The following is a 21,089-nucleotide window of genomic DNA, read 5'->3' as shown; positions in this document are numbered from 1 at the left end:
AGAAGATGCCTGACAGGGCGGATGAGGGGTAGACCTAAACCCTCACCCGCTCCGACTTCGGATCATACATTGGCACAAGCGAGACCTCCGCCTTCACCCGTGTCCCGGCAATTTCGATCTCGTAAGCGGAGCCCAGCACATCCGCCTCGCTCTCGCCTTTGCACGGCACATAGCCAAGCCCGATCGCGCCGCCGAGATGGTGGCCATAATTGCCTGACGTGATCGTGCCGACGATCTTGCCATCACGGACCACGGCTTCGTTGTGGAACAACAGCGGCTCCGGATCGATCAACCGGAACTGCACCAAACGGCGCGATAGACCGCTTTCCTGCTTCTTCAGCACGGCATCCCGGCCGATGAAATCGCCCTTCCCTGTCTTCACCGCGAAACCGAGACCGGCTTCCAGCACGTGGTCTTCGTCGGTAATGTCATGGCCGAAATGGCGGAAGGCCTTTTCGATACGGCAACTATCGAGCGTATGGATACCGCAAAGCTTCAGGCCGATATCCGCGCCCGCTGCTTCCAGCGTCTCGAAGACATGCACCGTCTGGTCGGTAGAGACGTAGAGCTCCCAGCCGAGTTCTCCGACATAGGTGACGCGGTGGGCGCGGGCGAGGCCCATGCCGATTTCGATCTCGCGCGCCGTGCCAAACGGATGGGCCGCATTGGAAAAATCGTTGGGGCTGACCTTCTGCATCAGCGCGCGCGCCTTCGGCCCCATGACGCAGAGCACCGATTCAGCAGCGGTGACATCGGTGACAACGACGAATTCATCGGCCAGGTGCTTGCGCAGCCAGGCGAGGTCACGCTGCAGCGTGGCGCCTGGGACGATCAGCAGGAAGGCGGTTTCCGAAAGCCGCGTGACGGTCAGATCGCTTTCGATACCGCCACGGGCATTGAGCATCTGGGTGTAGACGATGCGACCGGCCGCAACATCCAGCTGGTTGGCACAGAGCTTCTGCAGGAAAGCCAGCGCATCGCGGCCCTCGACGCGGATTTTGCCGAACGACGTCATGTCGATCAGGCCGACGCCATTCCGGATCGCCAGATGTTCGTCGCGCTGGTTATCGAACCAGTTCTGCCGCTTCCAGCTGTATTTGTAGTCCCGCTCCTGGCCTTCTCTGGCAAACCAGTTGGCCCGCTCCCAGCCCGCCACTTCGCCGAATACGGCACCGCGCGCCTTCAGGTGCTCATGGATAGGCGTGCGGCGAACACCGCGTGCCGTGGCCATCTGGCGATAGGGGAAATGGTCGGCATAAAGCAGGCCAAGTGTTTCGGTGACGCGTTCCCTAAGATAGGTGCGGTTCTTCTGGAACGGCTGGGCCCGGCGGATATCGACTTCCCAGAGATCAAATGGCGGCTCGCCATCGTTCATCCACTGGGCGAGCGCCATGCCGGCACCGCCGGAAGAAACGATGCCGATCGAATTGTAGCCGGCCGCCACCCAGTAGCCCTTCAGCTCCGGCGCCTCGCCGAGATAGTAGCGGTCGTCCGGCGTAAAGCTTTCGGGGCCGTTGAAGAAAGTGTGTATCCCCGCCGTTTCCAGCATCGGCATCCGGTTGACCGCTTTTTCCAGGATCGGCGCGAAGTGATCGAAATCCTCCGGCAGCTGGTCGAAACAGAAATCCTCGCTGATGCCGTTCATGCCCCAGGGCTTGGCCTTGAGTTCGAAGGCGCCGACCAGCATCTTGCCGGCATCCTCTTTGTAGTAGGTGCATTCGTCCGGCACACGCAAGACCGGCAGGCGCTGAAGCCCGGCGACCGGTTCGGTGACGATGTAGAAATGCTCGCAGGCATGCAGCGGCACGGTGACGCCGGACATGTTGGCGAGCTCCCTGCCCCACATGCCAGCGGCGTTGACGACGTTCTCGGTCTCGATCGTGAACGTCTCGCCATTCTGCTCGCAGGTGACGCCCGACACCCGGCCGTCCTTCTTGTGGACAGCCGTTACCTTGACGCCTTCGAGGATGGTCGCGCCGTTCTGCCGGGCGCCCTTTGCCAGCGCCATGGCGATGTTGGCCGGATCGCACTGGCCATCGAGCGGCAGGTGCACGGCGGCGGTGACATCCGAAATATTCAGATGCGGATACATCGCCTTGACCTCGTCCGGCGAAATTTCCCGTACATCGACATCGAAGGCACGGGCCAGCGAGGCCTGCCGGTAGATTTCCTGTTTGCGTTCTTCCGTCAGCGCCACGGTGATCGAACCGCATTGGCGCATGCCGGTGCCGATGCCGGTCTCAGCCTCCAGCTTGGTGTAGAGATCGGCCGAATATTTGGCGAGCCGGGTCATGTTCTGCGAGGCGCGCAGCTGGCCGATCAGGCCGGCCGCATGCCAGGTGGTGCCCGAGGTCAGCTGCTTGCGTTCGAGCAGGACGACGTCCGTCCAGCCGAGTTTCGCCAGGTGATAGGCGACCGAACAGCCGGATACGCCGCCGCCGATGATGACTGCGCGTGCTTTGGTGGGGATGGCCTTGCTCATGCGCGCAGTCTCTCATTCTTGGGATCAAACAGCGGCTCATCGGCTTGCACGACAGCCTTGTAGCGGTCGCCGTAGATTTCGATCTCAATCTCGGTCCCGGGCTCAGCCAAATCGGCGCGCAGCATGCCGAGCGCCACCGATTTGCCGATGCGGTACCCCCAGTTGCCGGATGTCGTCTCGCCGACAACGTTGCCGCCATGCCAAAGCGTCGACATATAGGGCGCGTCGCAATCTCCGGCGTCCACAACCAGCGTCACGAACCGCTTGGTGACGCCCTGCTGCTTCTCACGCTCCAGCGCCGCCTTGCCCTTGAAGTCGGGCTTGGCCCAATCGATAAAGCGCTCAAGACCGCCCTGCAGGATGGTGTAATCGGTCGAAAGATCGCCCTTCCAGGCGCGATAGCCCTTCTCGATGCGCAGACTGTCCAGCGCCTCCATGCCAAAAGGCTTGAGCCCATGCTTTTGCCCGGCAGCCCAAACGGCGTCGAAGATCGCAGCGGTATCATCGATCTTGGTATGGATTTCCCAGCCGAGTTCACCGGCAAAGGACACCCGCACCAGCTGGCACCACAGCCCGGCAATCTGCACCGATTGATGCGTCAACCAGCCTTTGGCGAGATCGGCATCGCAGACCTCTGCAAGGATATCGCGCGATTTGGGACCTGACAAAATCTGGCAGGTGAAGCCTTCCGTGACATCATCCAGCGTAAACGCCGCGTCCTTCGGCAGGTGCTTTTGCAGCCACTCGAAATCGTGCCACTGCGCGGTCGCTGCCGTGATCAGGAAGAAGAAATCCTCCTCCAGCGCCATGACCGACATCTCGGTGACGATGCGGCCCTTGTCGTCGGAGAAATAGGCAAGGCCGATCCGGCCAGGCTTCGGCACCTTGCCGGTGGTGAGGCCAAGCAGCCAGTCGCGGGCACCCTCGCCCTTCAGGCGGAAACGGGAGAAGCCCGGCAGATCGAGAATGCCGGCGGTATCGCGCACCGCAAGGCATTCCTCCTCAATGCGCTTTTGCCATGGCCCCGCCCGGTTCCAGGTTTGGGTGGCGCCCTCCGACAGATCGTCGCCCGGCTTGGCGTACCAGTTGGCGCGCTCCCAGCCGTTATAGGGTTTGAACTGGGCGCCGAGGGCAGCGATCCGGTCATGGATCGGCGACAGCTTCTTGTTGCGGCCGGCAGGCCAAGCGTGTTTCGGAAAGTGCATGGCATATTCATGGCCATAGATTTCCATGCCCTTGGCGACGCAATAATCCTGATCGGTAAAACTGGTAAAGCGGCGCGGATCGCAGGACCACATGTCCCACTCCGTCTGGCCCTCGGTCACCCATTCGGCCAGAACCTTGCCCGCGCCACCTGCCTGGCAGATGCCGAAGGTGAAGACGCAGGCCTCGAATGCATTCGGCACGCCCGGCATCGGCCCGATCAGCGGATTGCCATCCGGCGCATAGGGGATCGGGCCGTTGATCATCCGCGACAGGCCGGCGGTGCCGAGGATCGGCACGCGCTCGACGGCGTCATTCAGATACCATTCCAGCCGCTCCAGATCGTCGGGGAAAAGCTGGAACGAAAAATCCTCCGGCATCGGATCATCAGGGGTGATCCAGTGGGCCTTGCAGTTCTTCTCGTACGGACCGAGGTTCATCCCGGTCTTTTCCTGGCGCAGGTAATAGGAGCTATCGACGTCGCGCAAAAGCGGCAGCTTGTGCCCGGCTTCCTTCGACCACGCGGCCAGCTCCGGAATTTCCTCGAACAGCATATATTGATGGCTCATCACCATCATCGGCACATCGCGGCCGAACCATTTGCCGACCTCGCGGGCATAATAACCAGCGGCGTTGACAACCTTCTCACAGCGAATCTCGCCCTGTGGCGTCGAGATCACCCACTCGTCGTTCTCCCGGCGCGCACCGGTGGCGGGACAGAAGCGGAAAATCTTTGCGCCCATATCCCGGGCGCCCTTTGCCAAGGCCTGCGTCAGTTGCGCCGGATCGATGTCGCCGTCATAGGGATCGTAGAGTGCGCCGGTGAGATCATGGGTTTCGAGAAAGGGATATTTCGACTTGATCTGATCAGGCGACAGGATGTCGAGGTCCATGCCCTGATAACGGCCCATGCCGACGACGCGCTTGAATTCCTGCAGCCGCTCCTTGGAATGGCCAAGCCGTATCGAGCCTGTGACATGGTAGTTCATCGGATAATCGACGAGATCGCCGAGTTCGCGGTAGAGCGACGCCGAATAGCGCTGCATGTTCATGATCGACCAGGACGACGAGAATGTCGGCACATTGCCGGCCGCATGCCAGGTCGATCCGGCCGTCAATTCGTTCTTTTCCAGAAGCACGCAGTCCGTCCATCCGGCCTTGGCCAGATGGTAGAGACAGGATGCCCCGACAGCACCTCCCCCGATGATCACGACGCGCGCATAAGACGGCAAATTCGACATGTATGTTCCCTTGTTTGGGATCAGTTTTCGCAACGAAGCACGATGGCATCAAGCAGCCAGAATTCGCTTTATTGATCGAAGAATTCGATTAGATTGGGGGATGAAGAAAAACCCCTCCCCAACCCTCCCCACAAGGGGGAGGGAGCGACAGTGCTCCGTCTCGCCTTCTGTACTTCTTGCAAAAAGCGGACGTTGCAAAGAGCGGACGGCATTCTCGGTAAACTCCCTCCCCCTTGTGGGGAGGGTTGGGGAGGGGTCTGAACCACAACGCACGGGACACATCCATGCAGATCGACCTCATCGAAACCTTCCTCGACCTGATGGAAACCCGCAGCTTCAACCGCACGGCGGACCGGTTGAACATCACGCAATCCACGGTTTCCCATCGCGTCAAGGCGCTGGAAGCGCAGTTCGACCGCAAGCTCTTCATCCGCAACAAGGGCGGCACGGTGCCGACAGCATCCGGCCTGCGGTTTCTCGATCATGCCAAGGCGCTACAGCACCAATGGCATGAGGCGACGCGGGCGGTGGAAAACGCCGGCACCTACGAGCGCTCGATGCGGCTGGGTATCCAGCATGATCTGGCCGAAGCCTTTGCCGGACAATGGCTATCGGCCGTCCGCACCGAACTGCCGACGACCTCAATCTATATGGAAACCGATTACTCCAATCAGATGAACCGTGATCTGGCGGCCGGCGATCTCGATCTCGCCATCCTCTATACGCCACACTATCTGCCGGATCTTCACTATGAGCGGATCGGTGACATGACCTATACGCTGGTCGGCACGACGGCGCGGACGGTCAGTGAGTTACTGCCCGAAAAATACATCCAGGCCGTCTATTCACCGGCATTCGACCGGGCACATCGTCTGGCCCTGCCGCAGCTGTCCTCGGCTCCCCTGGCCTCTGGACAGAATATCGCCATTACCGGTCTGCTTAAAACGCTGGGCGGCGCTGCCTATGTCACCCGTAGCACTGCCTTGCGGCTCGAACGCGAAGGCGCCGCCTTTCCGATCACAGACGCTCCCCATATTCAACAGGCCGTCTATGCCGCTACCAGCATCCGAACACGCCACGCGCACCAGCACCGCCGCATCATCGGCGCCATGCAGGACCTGTTGATACAATAGGAAGCAGGAAACGTTTTACGCCGTCAGGACTGCGCAACGAGGCTCTGTTCCTGGTCCTGCATCAACCGAGCCAGCATATCGTCCGCCGGAACGGGATAGGCGATCGCATAGCCTTGCAGGATATCGCATCCAAGGCGCGTCAAAAGTTTGGCGTGCTCCAGCGTCTCGACGCCCTCGGCGATGACTTCGATGTGCAGCGCTTTGGCGATGTCGATGATGGAACGCAATAAACGCGTCTGTTCGCGGGATGTCGTGGTCGGCATCACCAGTTGCCGGTCGATTTTCATTCTTCGCGGTTTCAGCTTCACCAGCCCGATGATCGACGCGTGGCCGGAGCCGAAATCATCGATCTCGATGTCGATGCCCATGGCCTTCAAACCGGCCACATTGGAAAACACCTCATCCTCGCTATCGTCCAGAAAAATGGTTTCCAGCAATTCGAATGACAGCATATCCGGCTGAATATCCAGATGTTTTAATTGATCCATCAAAAGCGGATCCGACAGACGGGCGGCCGAAACGTTCACCGCGATACGCGGAACCTGCACACCCTGCCGCATCCAGGCCTGCCGATCCTTGAGCGCCGCCCTCAGGATGGCAGCGTCGAGGTCATCTAGCCGGCCGAGACTGCTCGCAACCTTGATGAATTCGCCCGGCAAAATCATTCCGCGCTTTGAATGGCGCCAGCGTGCCAGGACCTCCATTCCGACAATGCGCCGGGTCCGCGCATTGACCTGAGCCTGATAGTAGGGAATGAACTCCCCTTTCTCCAGTCCATGCGCCAATTGCCGGCCGACGCGCTGCTCGTTGTTGAGCTGCGCCTTCAAGTGCGCCGAGTACACTTCTACCCTGCCCCGTCCGAGTTTTTTGGCCCGTTGCAGCGCGATGTCGGATTCCGCCAGCAGGCTGGCGATATTGCGGCCGCTCGCCGCCGCGACCCCCATCGAGGCGCCGGTCCGCAAGACCTCATCATTATGCCAGACAGACTGCTTCAATTGCTGCGCCAGCTGCTCAGCGCGGTGTTTGAGATCATCCAGCGAGGTAAAGTTTGCGATCAGAACCGCAAATTCGTCGCCGCTGACACGCGCGATGAACGAGTTCTTCGGCACGCCGGCTTCGATCTGCCGGGCGCAGGATTTCAAAACGTCGTCTCCGGCTGCGTGGCCAGCGGTGTCGTTGATCTGCTTGAACCGGTCGAGGCCGATATGCAGGATCGCCAGCTTTTCGGGGCCGGTCTCGCCGGCGAGTTCCGCCAATCGCCGGTCGAAGAACCGGCGATTGGGAAGTCCCGTTAGGTAATCGTGCTCGGCTGCATATTCGATCCGCTCCGTGGTTGCTTCCAGCGCGACAGCGCGCGCCTCGGCGATCGCCTTCTGCCGCCGCAGTTCGCGATTGAGCAGCACGTCAGCTGTGACATCCCATTCGGCTCCGATGAAGGTGATATGGCCGTCTTCCTCAAAACAATAGGCACGCGAACGCAGGTAGCGTGTTTCGCCATCTGCCAGAATGATCCGGTATTCCGAACAATAAACGTCCTTGGTCAAAATCGCCCGATCGAAGTCGGCTTGGGCTTGAGCAAAATCCTCAGGATGGATCGCGTTCATCCAGACTTCCGCCTTGACCCGCTTTTTGGTCTTGCCAGTCGCGTAGAGCCGGTGCATCTGCAGATCCCAGACGACTTCGTCTTTCTGGGTGTCGTGCTCCCACACACCGATCTGAGAAGCGTCAAGCGCAATTCCCAAGCGGCGAAGAATATTCTGGAATTCCTGTTCGGACCTCGCCGCGTTCATGGTTTTCTCTGTGGAGGATTCTTCGCGTATCAGCGCGGTTTACCCTATGCCAAGGTTCCTAAAGAACTATTGTTCCATCATTTGAGAAGAGTATTTTCCGTAAAAAAACAACCACGGAGTGTTACCGCGAGGCAACCAGTTGCAACCAGGGAGTATTCGGCAATCCATTACATATCAGATTTAGATATTGTACTAAAAAATCAAGACAGACAATGCGTCATTGTAGGTCGCAGCGCTGAATTGACATGACCGGGGCGACGGCATAATCATCGTTGGATCAATTGGTTCCCTGGCGGCGAGGTGCTTTCGGGGAGTAAATGGGAACGTGACGGATGGACCCATTCTGGGCATCTTTATCACGGCCGACCCCGCGACTGTAGAGCGGTCAGAGTTTGTCATGCCGGTATGTGCAGCCGGTAGAAACCACTGCGGCGACGGGCCCTTGGCCCCTGCCCCGGGAAGGTGAGACAAGCTCCTTGGCGCGAAAGCGCCTGACGCCGCGAGCCAGGAAACCTGCCGGTTGATGAGGGGCATGGTGCCCAATTGGTGGGATATTTCCCACGCGCCATCACGGAGGTTGTCATGGCTACGACTACAGTTTCAAGCGTTCCGCTTTCGCTCAACGACCGCATTACCACGGCTATTCTCGCCCTGTTGATCGGCGGCTTCCTGGTTTTCGGCGCCGGCCTTGCCAATTCGGCCGTGCTGCATGATACCGCCCACGACGTCCGCCATTCCTACGGCTTCCCGTGCCATTGATGTGAGCCGTGGAAGGCTTGAGGGCTTTCCACATTCTATCGGTGAAGCGGATGGCGGATTTCCTTTTGGAAATCGCGCGGCCGCGGGCTGCGCCCATGCTCTGGCATCGGGCGGTTTTTGCCTTGAGGAATTGAAACACGACAAGCGTTGAGCACTGACGAGAGATCGGCTCCGCTTGAATTTGGGGGTATCAAATGATTGTCAAAACACTGCTGGCCGCATTGGTGGCTGGATTGATCGCTGGCGTCTTCATGACGGCGGCGCAGGAATTGCGGGTGGTCCCGCTCATCCTTCATGCTGAGGAATATGAGGTCAAGGAACCCGCTGCCGAACCGCCGGCGGCGACAGAAGGCCAGCAGCAGCATTCGTCGCTCAACCACTCTTCGGTGATCGGCGAAATGCTGTCGGCACTGTCGCCGGTCACGCCGGCCTACGCCCATGAGGGCGAACATGAAGACGAGGGCGGCATCATGTTCGGCATGAGCCGGTTCTCCGGCACGCTTCTTGCCAATCTGGTGGCCGGCGCCGGCTTCGGCCTGTTGCTCGCGGGTGCCAGTCTCGCCTTCAACTATCCGATCACCCTGCGCAACGGCGCAGTGTGGGGCGCGTGCGGCTGGTTGACGGTTCATCTTCTGCCCGCCATCGGCCTGCCGCCGGAGTTGCCGGGCTTTCCGGCCGCCGATCTGCATGACCGGCAGATCTGGTGGATCGCAACCATCGTTCTCGCTGTCGCCGGGGTCTATCTCATCGTCCTGCGCGATGAAATCCTTGCAAAGATCATCGGGCTCGTCCTGATCGCCGCACCGCATGCCTATGGTGCGCCGCAGCCGTCTGATATTTCGAGCCCGGTTCCGGCCGTTCTCGGAGCGGAATTCGCGGTCGCCGCCTTGGCAACGACACTGGCATTCTGGATCGTGCTCGGCGTGATCTCCGGCTACCTGAACGACAAGCTTCTGAAATCGGCCTGAGCCTAAATCGTTGCCGCGCAGGCATTGCTTGCGCGGCAACGGCAATCAGAGGCCGCCGGTACGCTCGATATGGGCGTGCAGGCGGTCTCTTTGCGTCTTCGTATCGAGAAGAACGCAAACATCGCAGAAATCCCCGCCCTCTGTTCGATAGTAGAGACAGCAGCCGCTTCGCAGGCGGAACACGCGCTCGACCGCAACGCCATCGCAAACAGCCTCAATTCGCTGATAGCGCACGGCATTAGAGAAAAGCGGCGATCCCGTTCTATTGATGATGGCAAGTGCCTCAGCCATGGCGCGCTCCTCGTCGCCCAAGGCTGTACCAACCTCTAGGAAAGCGCCCGCAATGCCATCGGCCGCCAGCCGCCATTGCGCGACAGGAGAGAGGCCAGTGCGTGCGTGCAGCGCGTCGATCACCGGAAGGACGCTTGCGACAAATAGATCGTGAAACAGTAATGCCCGGTCGTCGCCACGCACAAAACGCTCCAAGCGAAAATGAAGACGGCTGATATCGGATGGACGCATTTCCATGGGGGAAATGCGATCGTGCGGAACGACGGGCTCGAAACGGAACGCCAGGCCATCCGGGCTGAGGTCCGGAACGAGCATCGTCCCCAGATAGACCGCTGCAGCCGCGATGCTGAGATGATGGCTGTAGAAGGAAATGAGATGGGCGGCCCTGACGCGGTCATCCATGCCGGTGGCAAAACGGTTCTGATAGTCCAGCAGGCCGGCGACCATATCGCCATCACGGCGCCATGCCTCGGTGACCGGCAGAAAATCGCCGCCTTTTACCCCCAGCGATACGGCAACCTGCGGAAAATGCTCCGCCTGCCAGGCGGTGGCGGCCTCTGCCTGCCCTCGATCGCCCTCGCAAAAACTGCTTGATTTTCGATTTTCGTCCAAAGGGGCCGCCCGTCATCGCATGGCAGCCCGTTTACCTTAAAGCCATCCGCCAGAAAAGCCTGCCCGTCTGAGGCCGCGCCGGATAACCGGTGTTTCGCGCAGCATGTTCCAGTAAAGGCCTGTGCGATAGTTCTCGATCATCATCACCAACAGCCCGTGGTCAAGACCGACGCAACGGTTGTTGATCCACCCTTCAGCCGTCTTGCCGGGAACGCTGGGATTGAAACTGCCGATAAAACGGCCCTCGTCAACGACGTCGGGATAGCTCGAAAGGATATGCCTTGTCGCCGACATCGCCGCCTGCGGTTCGAACGGCAGGCATGCCAGCGGTGCCCAGGGTGCAAGCGTGCCATCGTCCGGCCCGAGCGGCGCACCGCGCGCAGCGTAGCCTGCAAATTGCTGGCGCCGTCCATCCTGCAAACGGCGCGGACGCTGCGGGCCGTCACAGGATGTCAGCCCCCAAGTGTCGGCACCATAGCCGGTAAAATTGCCGGGATTGGCGATCGCATAATCGCGCTGAACGGCAATGGCACGACGCGTGTTTTCAAAATAATCCGTATCATGCGCCGCGACAGCCCCATCGCGGATGCCCCGGAAATCGATCCATGCATGTGAAAACAGATGAATGAACAGCGGCCCGGCGTAGAGGAACGGCTTGCCCTTGACCGTCATCCAATCGAATTTCCCGGCAAAGGCATCATAGCTTTCCTTGCCGATCGGATAGGATGGCGAGGCCAGAGCCAGCGTATAGAGAATGATCGCTTCGCTGTAGGATTCCCAGTGATAGGGCATAAAGCCCGTCCGGGGCTTCCATCCGAGCCACAAGGCGCCCTTGCCGTCGAGTGCCCACGCCCAGTTCGCCCGGGCATAGAGCATATCGACGTGAGACCGGATCTCCGTCTCGACCTCATTGTCCTGATTGAAATAGGCAGCCGCGGTGATCATGCCGGCGATCAGAAGCGCGCTGTCGATCAGCGAAAGCTCGCTGCGCCATGTCCGCAGACCGGTCTTCATGTCGAGAAAGTGGTAGTAGAGCCCCTTGTAGCCGGTCGCATCCTTGTTGCGGCTTTGCGGGCTTTGCGCAAAGAATCGCAAGGTGACCAGCGTCCTGGCAGCAGCATCCTGCCTGCTCATCCAGCCTCTCTCAACGCCGGTGGGATAGGCGGAAAGGCCAAAGCCGGTCGCAGCAATACTCGAGGGAGCATCCGGCAACGAGGTATCTGCAATCAAGCCGTTTTCGGGATTGACGAACTCCAGAAAATATCCGAACGCCGCTTTCTGCAACCGGTCGATAATAACCGTGTCGGTATCGTTTTTCAGAAGCATTGCAGGCTTACTCCAGTCGATCGAAAGTTCACTAAAAATGACAGCCGGTACAAATCACCGATTGTTGAAGTCGCCCGCATCCGGAACGGTCGCCTCACCTACTATTTGTGTTACATTTTAGTTTCATACGATCCTTAGCAGTGATTGGATGACCTTATGTTCACAACACTTGCACTGTTTCTCACGATTTCGGGTACCCCAAGTGCAACACCTGTCGCCGACGTCGCTCAGGTGGATGTCGCATTGGTGCTCGCCGTCGATATGTCGGGGTCGATGGATCTTGAAGAGGCGCAAGTGCAGCGCAGGGGCTATGTCGAGGCCCTGCGTCATCCGGATTTCATCAACGCGGTCACTGCCGGCCTCAACGGCCGCATCGCCGTCAGCTATTTCGAATGGGCAGGCAGCGTCAACGAAACCTCCGTCATCAACTGGCAATTGATCGACGACGCACAGGATGCCGCAGACCTGGCCGAACATCTTGCCTCCCGGCCGGTTTTCACCCGCCGCGGCACATCGATCTCCAACGCCATAACCTTCGCATCGAAACTGATATCAGCCAGCCCCTACGATGCGATGCGCCGGGTAGTCGATATCTCCGGCGATGGGCCGAACAATCTGGGCCCCCCGGTCGATCCGGCCCGCAACGCAGCCGTTGCCAGCGGCATCGTCATCAACGGACTTGCCATTCTCATCCGCCCGTCCGGCGGCACGGTTTCGCTGGACAGGTACTATGCCGATTGCGTCATCGGCGGCCCCGGATCCTTCGTTCTGCCGGTTCACCAGCCGGAAGATTTCGCCGTCGCCATCCGCCAGAAACTGGTCATGGAGGTCAGCCGCAAGGGTTCGGGCATGCGGATTATCCCCGTGCAAATGACGCCGCCCACCGATTGCATGATGGGTGAAAAGCTGCGTCCCGGCTTTCTCGACCGGATTTATCCGGAACTGGAAAAGTAGACTTTGTAGCGAGCACGCTCGTCTCGCGGCATGACAATATCAGGCTTTGGCATACGCCCTTCGCACAATAGCGCGAACCAGTAACCTCCCCAACGTCGCCATCAATTGGCAAACTTCAAGGATCGATGATGCCTCAACCTATTCCTTCGGATAGAAAAATGTGATTATATTGAATGAACGTTCAGCAAGATATGGGGAAATTCATGAACGAAATGACCCGGAACATCGGTATTCCCAATGACTGGGACCGGCGCGGCCTGCCCGGCTGGTGCTATCACAGCGACGCCCTGCTTGAGCTTGAAAAACAACATGTTTTCCGCGAACACTGGCAGATCGCCTGCCACATCTCCGACATCCCAGAGGCCGGCAATTACGTCACCATGGATGTCGTCGGCGAGCGCGCGCTGATCCTGCGCGACCAGGACGGCACGGTGCGCGGCTTCCACAATATCTGCCGCCATCGCGGCTCGCGCGTCGTTGCCGACGACAAGGGGACCTGCCGCAATGCGCTGGTCTGTCCGTTCCATGGCTGGGTCTACAATCTGGACGGCACGCTCCGCGGCGCCGCCCGCCCCCGCTCCTTCCCGCCGCTCGACAAGCAGGAATTTGGGCTGATCGCACTCGATCTCGAAGTCTGGATGGGCTTCGTCTTCATCCGTTTCGCGCCCGGTCCGCAACCTTCCGTCACCGAACTGATGCAGCCCTTCGCCGCCGAACTGGGGGAATACAAGACACAGGACATGGTTCCCGCCGGGGATATCTGGACCCAGGCCTCGCCGGTCAACTGGAAATCGGTGCGCGATGTCGACAATGAGGGCTATCACGTGGCGATGGCGCATCCGGCGCTGCAGGATCTCTACGGCTCGACCTATTACGACGAGCCGTTCGTCAACGGCCTCTGCCGATCGTTCGCCACCTACAATCCGCATGCCGGCCGCCGCTGGAGCGTGCGCAACTATGTCAAGATCGCCCCGGAAGCAACACACCTGCTGGAGCATCTGCGCAAGGCCTGGATCTATTACGGCATCTTCGCCAATGCGGTGATTGCGGTGACGCCGGAGGCCGTGCAGTTCTATCAGGAGTTTCCGCTCTCGACGGGCGAAACGATATTGCGGGGCGGCGTCTACCGGCACCGCGACGAGACAAGGCAGCAACGCGCCGCCCGCTATCTCGCGCACCGCATCGATCGCGACACCCAGGCCGAGGACGTGCAACTGACGATCTGGTCGAACGAATCGATGACCTCGAAGGCCTTCAGCGGCTTTTACCTGTCCGATCTCGAATACGGCGTGCGCACCCATCACGACCACCTGCGGGCCATCCTGCCAGTGATGAACCTTGCCTCGGCTCCCGATGAGCGAGAGATGGCAGACGTGAACGGCCGGTTGCGGTCAACCACGCTCTGACAAGCCAAAAGAAAGGGCCGGAAAAACCGGCCCTTTAAAATTGAGCATGGCGGGAAATGAATGCCCTGCTCAAGACAACGCTCAGCCGTGCCAGAGACCTTCGCGCACCAGTTCATTCATGGTGCGGCGGATGCTGGTGCGCAGGATCGCGGTCATCTCGTCGATCTGCGGTATCGTGATCGTCAGTGGCGGCGACATCACGCACATGTTGATCAGCGGCCGCACCAGAAGACCGAGTTCCTGGCAATGCTTGTCGATGCGTTTGCCGACTTCGAGATCAAGCGTCAGCGGATTGTTGTGCACGCGGTCGGCGACACATTCGACGCACGCCATCAGGCCTACGCCGCGCACTTCTCCAACCAGCGGCAGATCTTCGAGCGTCTTTAGGCTCGCCTGGAAATGGCCGGAAATGACGCGAGCATGTTCGAGCAGTCCCTCCTCCAGGATATCAAGGTTCTTCAACGCCACGGCGCAGCCGATCGGGTGGCTGGAATAGGTCAGCCCATGCGCGAACATCGCATCCGGATGGTTGGACCGGCGCAGCTCTTCGAACAGACGCGACGCGATCATCACCCCGCCGAGCGGAAAATAACCGGAGGTCACACCCTTGGCGAACGTGATCATGTCGGGTTCGATGCCGAAAACATCCTTGGACGCAAAGACATGCCCCAATCGCCCGAAGGCAGTCACCACTTCGTCAGCGATAAACAGAATGTCATTGTCCGTGCAAAGCTGCCGCATCCGGCTGAGATAACCATCCGGCGGCACGATGACACCGCCGGATGCCATCACCGGCTCGGCAATGAACGCCCCGATGCGGTCAGCTCCCCTTGCCTCGATGACAACGCGGAATTCCTCGACAAGAAAATCGCAAAAAGCTGCCTCGCTCATCCCCTCCGGGCGGCGGAAGGGATTGGGGCAGGTCAGTTTCACCACCTGCTCACCGGCGCTGTCCATCCAGTCGTGATCGCGCGGACGGCCGTTCAGCGAGGCCGACAGATAGGTCGAGCCGTGATAGCCGCCTTGGCGCGAGACGATCAGCTTCTTTTCCGGGCGGCCTTTCACATTGTTGGCGAACTGCATGAAGCGCAGCGCAGTCTCGACAGCGGAGGAACCGCCCGTCGTGTAGAAAACATGATTGAGGTCACCCGGCGCATGCCCGGCAAGCCGCGCCGACAGCGTCACCGACGGTTCGTTCATCGTGTACCATGGCGAATTGTAGGCGAGGTCCATCGCCTGCTGGTAGAGCACATCGGCCAGCTCCTTGCGCCGATGCCCGGCATTGACGCACCACATGCCGGCAGGGCCATCGATCAGCTTTCGGCCCTCGCCATCGACGACATAGATGCCATTGCCGCTGACGATGCCGCCCCGCGCCTCGGCACCGATTTCGCCTGCCGTCGGCCAGGGTTGAACAAGATGGTCTTTCGCCAGCGCCACCATGCCCTCCGAGGCTTCGAAAGAACCGGTCGCATCGTCACGTTTCGCCGCCATATGCCGTCTCCACAGGTAATTTTACGGTCGTATCTATCATCAAGCATCTGAATTAAATTCATAATTCTGATTATTTTGAATGTTCGTTCAATCAATATTGACAGAAAAAACACTTGCGTTCAATCCTGTTTTGCGCTCATTCTGCATCCGGGAACCAAGAATGGCGGAAAACCGCCCGGGACGGACGACATGATACGATCCCTGTATTTTCACTGTTGTACCGGCATGCCGCCGGAAAGGCGGCGCTGATGGTGGCGTTGCCGGGCGCCGTTGAAACGGAGAATAGACGGCCACTTGATAGCGGCCGCCGATGGACGTCCAGCGACGAGGCAAAAGGTCTGACGCTGATCTCGCCAACCTTGCTTTATGCGCTGGCGCTGCTGTTCCTGCCGGTCCTCATCGTCATCACCTACAGCTTCTGGTCCCAGGACTACCTGACCATCGACCGCAGTTTTACGGTTGAGAATTACCGCGTCGCCCTGACCGAACCGATCTACCGCGACCTGCTGTGGCGCTCCCTCACCATCTCGCTCGTCGTCAGCGTCATCACGGTCTCATTTTCCTATCCGGTCGCCTGGTTCATTTCCTTCCATGGCGGGGTGCACAAAAACCTCTGGCTGTTCCTGATGACCGTGCCCTGCTGGACGAGCTACCTGCTGCGCGTGATGTCGTGGAAGGTCATCCTCGGCTATCAGGGCGTGCTCAATACCGGGCTGATGTCCACGGGCCTGATCGACACGCCGGTGACCTCGCTGCTCTACAATTCCAACGCTGTGATCATCACGCTGGTGCACAGCTGGGCCGCCTTTGCCATCCTGCCGATCTATGTTTCGCTGGAAAAGATCGACCGCTCGCTGATTGAGGCGGCACATGATCTCGGCGACAACAAGCTCTGGAGTTTCTTGCGCGTCACGCTGCCTTTGTCGTTGCCGGGGGTGATTTCGGCCTTCCTGATCGTGATGATCCCGACCGTCGGCGATTATGTCACACCCAAACTGGTCGGTGGCAAGGACGGCGTGATGATCGCCACCGCCATCCAGGCGCAGTTCGGCAAGGGCGCCAACTGGCCGCTGGGTGCTGCCCTCTCCGTCACCACCATGGTGATCGTTTCGGCCATGGCAGGCCTTATGGTTCTGGCGCTGAAACTGTTTGTGAGGCGGATTAGATGAGCGGTCGTCACGGCATTCGAAAATCCCGCTGGCTGCCTGTCTACGTGACGGCTTACCTTGCCTTTCTCTACCTGCCGATCCTGCTCCTGCCGCTCTTCTCATTCAACAACGCAGCTTCCACCACCTTCCCGCTCGCCGGCTTCACCACCAAATGGTATGCCGCACTCTGGGGCAATACGGTGATGCTTGAGGCGGCGCGCAACAGCCTGATCGTCGGCATCTGCGTTTCCATCCTCTCCACCGGCCTTGCCATCTGCGCCGCCCGCGCCGTCACCCGCTACAAGTTTCGCGGACAGCGCGCCGCCACCGGATTGCTGATGGCACCGCTGTTTCTGCCCGAAATCATCGTTGCCGTGTCACTGCTGATGATCGTGCTGCAGCTCGGCATCGAGCTGTCGCTGGCAACCGTCATTCTCGGTCAGACGGTGTTCTGTCTGCCCTATGCGCTGTCGGTGCTGATCTCCGGCTTTGATGGTTTCGACCGCTCACTGGAAGAGGCCTCGCTCGATCTCGGCGAAACCGCGATCGGCACCTTCCGCCGGGTGACGCTGCCGGTGGTGGCGCCGGCGATCATCTCCAGCCTTTTGGTCTCCTTCACCATTTCGCTCGACGAATTCATCCTCGCCTTTTTCCTGTCGGGAACCGAACCGACGCTGCCGGTCTATATCTGGGGGCAGTTGCGCTTTGCCGCCAAGCTGCCAAGCGTTCTGGCGCTTGGAACCTTGATGATCGCGCTGTCGATCGTCCTGGTCACCACCGCCGAAATCCTGCGCCGCCGTGCCGAAAACCGCCTCAAAGCTGGAGCCGCTGTCCATGGCTGACACCCCGATGATCGAAATCGATGCCGTCAGCCGCTATTACGGCATCTACCGCGCGCTCGACGATGTCAGTCTCGATATCGCCGCTGGCGAATTCTTCTCGCTGCTCGGCCCATCCGGCTGCGGCAAGACCACCCTTTTGCGTTCGATCGCCGGCTTCGACACGCCGACATCCGGCGATATCCGCATCGATGGCCAGTCCGCCATCGACCTGCCGCCCAACAAGCGGCCGACCAACATGGTCTTCCAGAACTACGCGATCTTCCCGCATCTGAATGTCGAGGAAAACGTCGCCTATGGCCTGAAGCGCCTCAAACTGGACGCGAGCGCCGAACGCCAGCGTGTCGGCAATGCGCTCGAACAGGTACGGCTCGCCCACTTGAGCAAACGCAAGGCGCAGGAATTGTCCGGCGGCCAGCGCCAGCGTGTCGCCCTTGCCCGGGCACTGGTGATGCGGCCGAAGGTACTTCTGCTCGACGAGCCACTCTCGGCGCTCGACAAGAAACTGCGCGAGGAAATGCAGGTCGAGCTGCGCACCCTGCAAAAGGCCGTCGGCATCACCTTCGTGCTGGTCACTCATGATCAGTACGAGGCTCTTGCCATGTCGGACCGGATCGCCGTGATGTTCGGTGTAAGGATCGCCCAGGTGGCGACGCCGAAAGAGATCTACCAGCACCCCCTCACCCGGCAGGTCGCGGATTTTCTCGGCGGCATGAATTTCATGCAGGCAAAGATCACCAGCGAAAGTGCCGTCAATCTCTGCGTCGAAACCACCCGCTTCGGCAACGTCACCGTCGCCAAGCCCAAAGGTTTTGCCGCCACCAACGGTTTGGCCACCATCGGCATCCGGCCGGAACGGCTGCGGGTGCTCTGGGACGATGCCAAGGCCGATTGCGAGGTGACCGGCCATGTGGTCGACCGGCACTATTTCGGCGAGATCACCCACCTGATCGTCGATGTTCCGGGCCTGGAAAAACCATTGTCGGTATCGGAAACCAACAATTTCGGCGCCGACGATATTCCTGTCGGCGCACCGATCCGGCTGGCCTATGATCCGGATGCGCTGGTGGCGATGGCCGATTGATGCGCCGCGATCACCCTTACGGCCGCCTCACGGCCGGCAACGATCGCGCCTTCGATATAGGCGGGAAACGACGAGGCCAGTTCCGATGAGGCGAAATGCACCGGTGGTGCACCGGCGCGAAGAATGTCCTCGGCATCATAGGCCTGAAGGTCCGTGATCACATCGCTGTAGCCGCCACCACTCCATGGGTCGCCAACCCAGTCGCGAATCAAGAGGCCCGTGACACCGGCGGCAGCTTCTCCCAACGCTTCCACCAGCCGCCGGCGAATTTCGGCTTCGATGAACGCCCGCCCCTTCGCACTCCATTCGACGGCAAGCGGGCCGCCTGCGAAAACGACCAAAGCCGTTGCCTGCGCGCTGCTGACATCACAGGCGAACAGCCCTAGGGTATCGCGCCACAGGATCATGCCGCTCAAACCGCGATCGCGCCAGAACGGCCGTTCTAAGCGCACCAGCGCCTTGATCACCGTACCACTTTTCCAGGCGCCGAGCGCCCCGGCCAAAGACGCCGGCAAGCCCGGCTCATGGACAATGCGCGAGGCCATCACCGGCGGCACGGCAATGATCACCTGCCGCGCAGTTAAAACGTCGCCGTTGCCCGTCCTCACCGATACCGAATCACCCGCACGCGTTATGCGAACGACAGGCGTTCCGAGCCGCAGGCGCTGACCCAGCGTTGCCGCCAAAGCTTCGGCAGCGGCATGGATCGTGCCTTCGACGAAATACTGCAGTTCGTTGCCGTCGCTGGTCGTGCGCCGGTCGTTATCGATCAGATACCAGAGTGGGATTTCCCCAGCCGGACGGCACCAAAGCCCCTCAACCATAGCCTGATAGCCGGCTTTCGCGTCCGGTGGATCGTTCTGCCGGGCAAGCCACTCACCCGCCGTCAGCCCGGCAATCTTTGGATCGCGTGGATCCATCCCCTCGGCCCTGGCATGGATTCGGTCGGTTTCGGCAAAGACGGCCTCCGGGTTGGCCGACGCTTGCGGTCGAAACACGAATTCCCCATCCAACGGCGTTTCCGCCAGCCTCAAGCCGAAGCGCCGCGCCAGTGCCGTGACATTCGGCATCTCGTCGCAGACGAACTGCCCGCCGGTATCCATCGCCACGCCATCGGCAAAAGCCGTGCGCTCGACTCGTCCGCCAACACGGTCGCACGCTTCGAGCACAATCACATCAAGCCCGGCCGAAACCAGGGCATCAGCCGCCGAAAGGCCGGTAAAACCGGCCCCGGCGACGATCACATCTGCATCATATCCGCTCAATAGCCCGCCTTTATCTTCTCGAATTCTGCAATCATCTTCTGGCGTAACTCGGTCGGCATCGGCGACTGGAACAGCGTCTTGTCGATAAACTTATCGACATCGGCATAACCCTTATCGGCAAGGATCTTCGGATCCACCGCAGCCATCCCTTTGCCGTTGGAATGGCCGTAACCCCAGTCGTTGACCACATAGGTGGTGATGGCCGGATCGCTGATCGAATTCAGGAAATCGTACTGCTTTGCCGTGTCGCCCTCGGCGCCCTTCAGCCGGACATAGCCGCAGACCCAGGTGGAAAGCCCTTCTGTCGTATCCCGCTTGACGTCGGCCGGCACGCCGTCCTTCTGCAGCGTCGTCACAGTCTCGTTCCAGGCCCAGGCGAGATCGACCTCGCCGCTCGCCATCGCCTGACTGACTTCGGTATTGTCGGTCCAGTAGAGGCGGACATTCTTGTGCACCTCGCGCAGGAACGCGGACGCTTGCGCAAACTGCGCATCGGTCATTTTCGTCCAGTCCTTCACGCCGACGACAAGGCTGGCCAGCGCATAGGCATCATCGACATTGTCGCCGATCGAGACACGGTCCTTGAATTTCGGATCAGCAAAGGCCTTCAGCGACTGAACCTCTTCCGGCTTCACCGTGTCGGTGCGATAGGTCAGCACCGTATTGCCCCATTCGAACGGCAGGAACCAGGCGGTGCCGTCATCGGACGTCATCAGCCCCTTCATCGCCTTGATGCCGGGCAAGATGTCATTCCAGCCGGTGAGCTTGGAAGTATCGAGCGGCTCCAGCAGGCCAGCCTCGCGCCACTTGTTGACGCTCTGCGAACAGGGGTGGGCAAGATCCGCCTTGAAGCCGGAACGCAGCTTTTGGAACGCCTCTTCCTCATCGCCAAAGAAGCTGAAATCCGGCTCGGTTCCATATTTCGCAGTATAGGCCGGATGAAAGGCCGGGTCCTCATAGCCGGACCAGTCAAAGACGGTAATATTATCGGCGGCGCGAGCCGTAAAAGCCGCGCCGGACAGCAGCAAGGCCAGCAACGCGGCCTTGCTCGAATGTCTGAGCATTCCCATTATCCGCATTCCGGTCTCCTTCGC

General features: G+C 60.0%; 16 protein-coding genes and 1 riboswitch. Of the genes, 8 read left to right on the top strand and 8 right to left on the bottom strand.

What is annotated here, in order from left to right:
* Positions 1–34 precede the first annotated feature (34 nt).
* Entirely contained in the window at positions 35–2,482 is a 2,448-nt protein-coding gene (locus ACP7BS_RS01275; RefSeq protein WP_426235482.1) for a GcvT family protein, read from the bottom strand.
* Entirely contained in the window at positions 2,479–4,926 is a 2,448-nt protein-coding gene (locus ACP7BS_RS01270) for a GcvT family protein (protein WP_426235480.1), read from the bottom strand. Before ACP7BS_RS01270 ends, ACP7BS_RS01275 begins: the two co-directional genes overlap by 4 nt.
* Before the next feature lie 284 nt (positions 4,927–5,210).
* On the opposite strand from ACP7BS_RS01270, the gene ACP7BS_RS01265 reads away from it, so the two are divergent.
* Positions 5,211–6,059 carry a LysR family transcriptional regulator gene (locus ACP7BS_RS01265; RefSeq protein ID WP_426235478.1) on the top strand — a complete coding sequence of 283 codons (849 nt, stop codon included), beginning with the start codon at positions 5,211–5,213 and terminating at the stop codon, positions 6,057–6,059.
* A gap of 23 nt (positions 6,060–6,082) precedes the next feature.
* Here ACP7BS_RS01265 and ACP7BS_RS01260 read toward each other — a convergent pair whose 3' ends face one another.
* A complete protein-coding gene (locus ACP7BS_RS01260) occupies positions 6,083–7,849 on the bottom strand; it encodes a bifunctional diguanylate cyclase/phosphodiesterase (protein ID WP_426235476.1) in 1,767 nt (588 codons plus the stop codon).
* 265 nt (positions 7,850–8,114) lie between these two features.
* Positions 8,115–8,384, top strand: a riboswitch (cobalamin riboswitch).
* Positions 8,385–8,431: 47 nt separating this feature from the next.
* On the opposite strand from ACP7BS_RS01260, the gene ACP7BS_RS01255 reads away from it, so the two are divergent.
* Complete coding sequence (locus ACP7BS_RS01255) at positions 8,432–8,608, top strand: CbtB domain-containing protein (protein WP_082512317.1); 177 nt, start codon at positions 8,432–8,434, stop codon at positions 8,606–8,608.
* 194 nt (positions 8,609–8,802) lie between these two features.
* Positions 8,803–9,576 carry a CbtA family protein gene (locus ACP7BS_RS01250; RefSeq protein ID WP_426235475.1) on the top strand — a complete coding sequence of 258 codons (774 nt, stop codon included), beginning with the start codon at positions 8,803–8,805 and terminating at the stop codon, positions 9,574–9,576.
* A gap of 45 nt (positions 9,577–9,621) precedes the next feature.
* On the opposite strand, the gene ACP7BS_RS01245 is transcribed toward ACP7BS_RS01250, so the two are convergent.
* Positions 9,622–10,479 carry a (2Fe-2S)-binding protein gene (locus ACP7BS_RS01245; protein ID WP_426235473.1) on the bottom strand — a complete coding sequence of 286 codons (858 nt, stop codon included), beginning with the start codon at positions 10,477–10,479 and terminating at the stop codon, positions 9,622–9,624.
* 36 nt (positions 10,480–10,515) lie between these two features.
* Positions 10,516–11,805: a glucoamylase family protein gene (locus ACP7BS_RS01240; RefSeq protein WP_426235471.1), complete on the bottom strand. Its 1,290-nt coding sequence runs from the start codon at positions 11,803–11,805 to the stop codon at positions 10,516–10,518.
* 156 nt (positions 11,806–11,961) lie between these two features.
* On the opposite strand from ACP7BS_RS01240, the gene ACP7BS_RS01235 reads away from it, so the two are divergent.
* Both ACP7BS_RS01235 and ACP7BS_RS01230 read left to right on the top strand, forming a co-directional pair.
* Positions 11,962–12,759 carry a DUF1194 domain-containing protein gene (locus tag ACP7BS_RS01235; protein WP_426235469.1) on the top strand — a complete coding sequence of 266 codons (798 nt, stop codon included), beginning with the start codon at positions 11,962–11,964 and terminating at the stop codon, positions 12,757–12,759.
* A 203-nt stretch (positions 12,760–12,962) separates the two neighbouring features.
* Positions 12,963–14,165 (top strand): aromatic ring-hydroxylating oxygenase subunit alpha, encoded by a 1,203-nt coding sequence (locus tag ACP7BS_RS01230; protein WP_426235467.1) that lies wholly within the window; start codon positions 12,963–12,965, stop codon positions 14,163–14,165.
* 81 nt (positions 14,166–14,246) lie between these two features.
* Here the strand turns inward: ACP7BS_RS01230 and ACP7BS_RS01225 are convergent, their stop codons facing one another.
* Complete coding sequence (locus ACP7BS_RS01225) at positions 14,247–15,659, bottom strand: aminotransferase (RefSeq protein ID WP_426235465.1); 1,413 nt, start codon at positions 15,657–15,659, stop codon at positions 14,247–14,249.
* Between the two features lie 257 nt (positions 15,660–15,916).
* Between ACP7BS_RS01225 and ACP7BS_RS01220 the strand changes: the two genes are divergently transcribed.
* Genes ACP7BS_RS01220 through ACP7BS_RS01210 form a run of 3 tightly spaced genes read left to right on the top strand, consistent with a single transcriptional unit; the run spans position 15,917 to position 18,730 of the window.
* Positions 15,917–16,828, top strand: coding sequence for an ABC transporter permease (locus tag ACP7BS_RS01220; protein ID WP_426236440.1), 912 nt, complete (start codon positions 15,917–15,919; stop codon positions 16,826–16,828).
* Positions 16,825–17,649 carry an ABC transporter permease gene (locus ACP7BS_RS01215; protein WP_426235464.1) on the top strand — a complete coding sequence of 275 codons (825 nt, stop codon included), beginning with the start codon at positions 16,825–16,827 and terminating at the stop codon, positions 17,647–17,649. The genes ACP7BS_RS01220 and ACP7BS_RS01215 overlap by 4 nt, the downstream gene beginning before the upstream one ends.
* A gap of 7 nt (positions 17,650–17,656) precedes the next feature.
* The gene (locus ACP7BS_RS01210) at positions 17,657–18,730 is read left to right on the top strand and encodes an ABC transporter ATP-binding protein (protein ID WP_426236438.1); all 1,074 of its coding nucleotides are present in this window, start codon (positions 17,657–17,659) and stop codon (positions 18,728–18,730) included.
* Here ACP7BS_RS01210 and ACP7BS_RS01205 read toward each other — a convergent pair.
* Both ACP7BS_RS01205 and ACP7BS_RS01200 read right to left on the bottom strand, forming a co-directional pair.
* Entirely contained in the window at positions 18,694–19,995 is a 1,302-nt protein-coding gene (locus ACP7BS_RS01205; protein WP_426235462.1) for a flavin monoamine oxidase family protein, read from the bottom strand. The genes ACP7BS_RS01210 and ACP7BS_RS01205 overlap by 37 nt on opposite strands.
* The gene (locus ACP7BS_RS01200) at positions 19,992–21,065 is read right to left on the bottom strand and encodes an extracellular solute-binding protein (protein ID WP_426236436.1); all 1,074 of its coding nucleotides are present in this window, start codon (positions 21,063–21,065) and stop codon (positions 19,992–19,994) included. The genes ACP7BS_RS01205 and ACP7BS_RS01200 overlap by 4 nt, the downstream gene beginning before the upstream one ends.
* Positions 21,066–21,089: the final 24 nt, after the last annotated feature.

The sequence above is a fragment of the Pararhizobium sp. DWP1-1-3 genome (assembly GCF_049896125.1).
Classification (GTDB): Bacteria; Pseudomonadota; Alphaproteobacteria; order Rhizobiales; family Rhizobiaceae; genus Pararhizobium.
The sequence above is the reverse complement of the archived record's forward strand: the minus strand, read 5'-3'. Positions and strand labels throughout refer to the sequence as shown.

Coding starts and splice junctions, on each gene's coding strand:
- ACP7BS_RS01275 (WP_426235482.1), bottom strand. CDS start 2,482: ATGAGCAAGGCCATCCCCACCAAAGCACGCGCAGTCATCATCGGCGGC.
- ACP7BS_RS01270 (WP_426235480.1), bottom strand. CDS start 4,926: ATGTCGAATTTGCCGTCTTATGCGCGCGTCGTGATCATCGGGGGAGGT.
- ACP7BS_RS01265 (WP_426235478.1), top strand. CDS start 5,211: ATGCAGATCGACCTCATCGAAACCTTCCTCGACCTGATGGAAACCCGC.
- ACP7BS_RS01260 (WP_426235476.1), bottom strand. CDS start 7,849: ATGAACGCGGCGAGGTCCGAACAGGAATTCCAGAATATTCTTCGCCGC.
- ACP7BS_RS01255 (WP_082512317.1), top strand. CDS start 8,432: ATGGCTACGACTACAGTTTCAAGCGTTCCGCTTTCGCTCAACGACCGC.
- ACP7BS_RS01250 (WP_426235475.1), top strand. CDS start 8,803: ATGATTGTCAAAACACTGCTGGCCGCATTGGTGGCTGGATTGATCGCT.
- ACP7BS_RS01240 (WP_426235471.1), bottom strand. CDS start 11,805: ATGCTTCTGAAAAACGATACCGACACGGTTATTATCGACCGGTTGCAG.
- ACP7BS_RS01235 (WP_426235469.1), top strand. CDS start 11,962: ATGTTCACAACACTTGCACTGTTTCTCACGATTTCGGGTACCCCAAGT.
- ACP7BS_RS01230 (WP_426235467.1), top strand. CDS start 12,963: ATGAACGAAATGACCCGGAACATCGGTATTCCCAATGACTGGGACCGG.
- ACP7BS_RS01225 (WP_426235465.1), bottom strand. CDS start 15,659: ATGGCGGCGAAACGTGACGATGCGACCGGTTCTTTCGAAGCCTCGGAG.
- ACP7BS_RS01215 (WP_426235464.1), top strand. CDS start 16,825: ATGAGCGGTCGTCACGGCATTCGAAAATCCCGCTGGCTGCCTGTCTAC.
- ACP7BS_RS01210 (WP_426236438.1), top strand. CDS start 17,657: ATGATCGAAATCGATGCCGTCAGCCGCTATTACGGCATCTACCGCGCG.
- ACP7BS_RS01200 (WP_426236436.1), bottom strand. CDS start 21,065: ATGGGAATGCTCAGACATTCGAGCAAGGCCGCGTTGCTGGCCTTGCTG.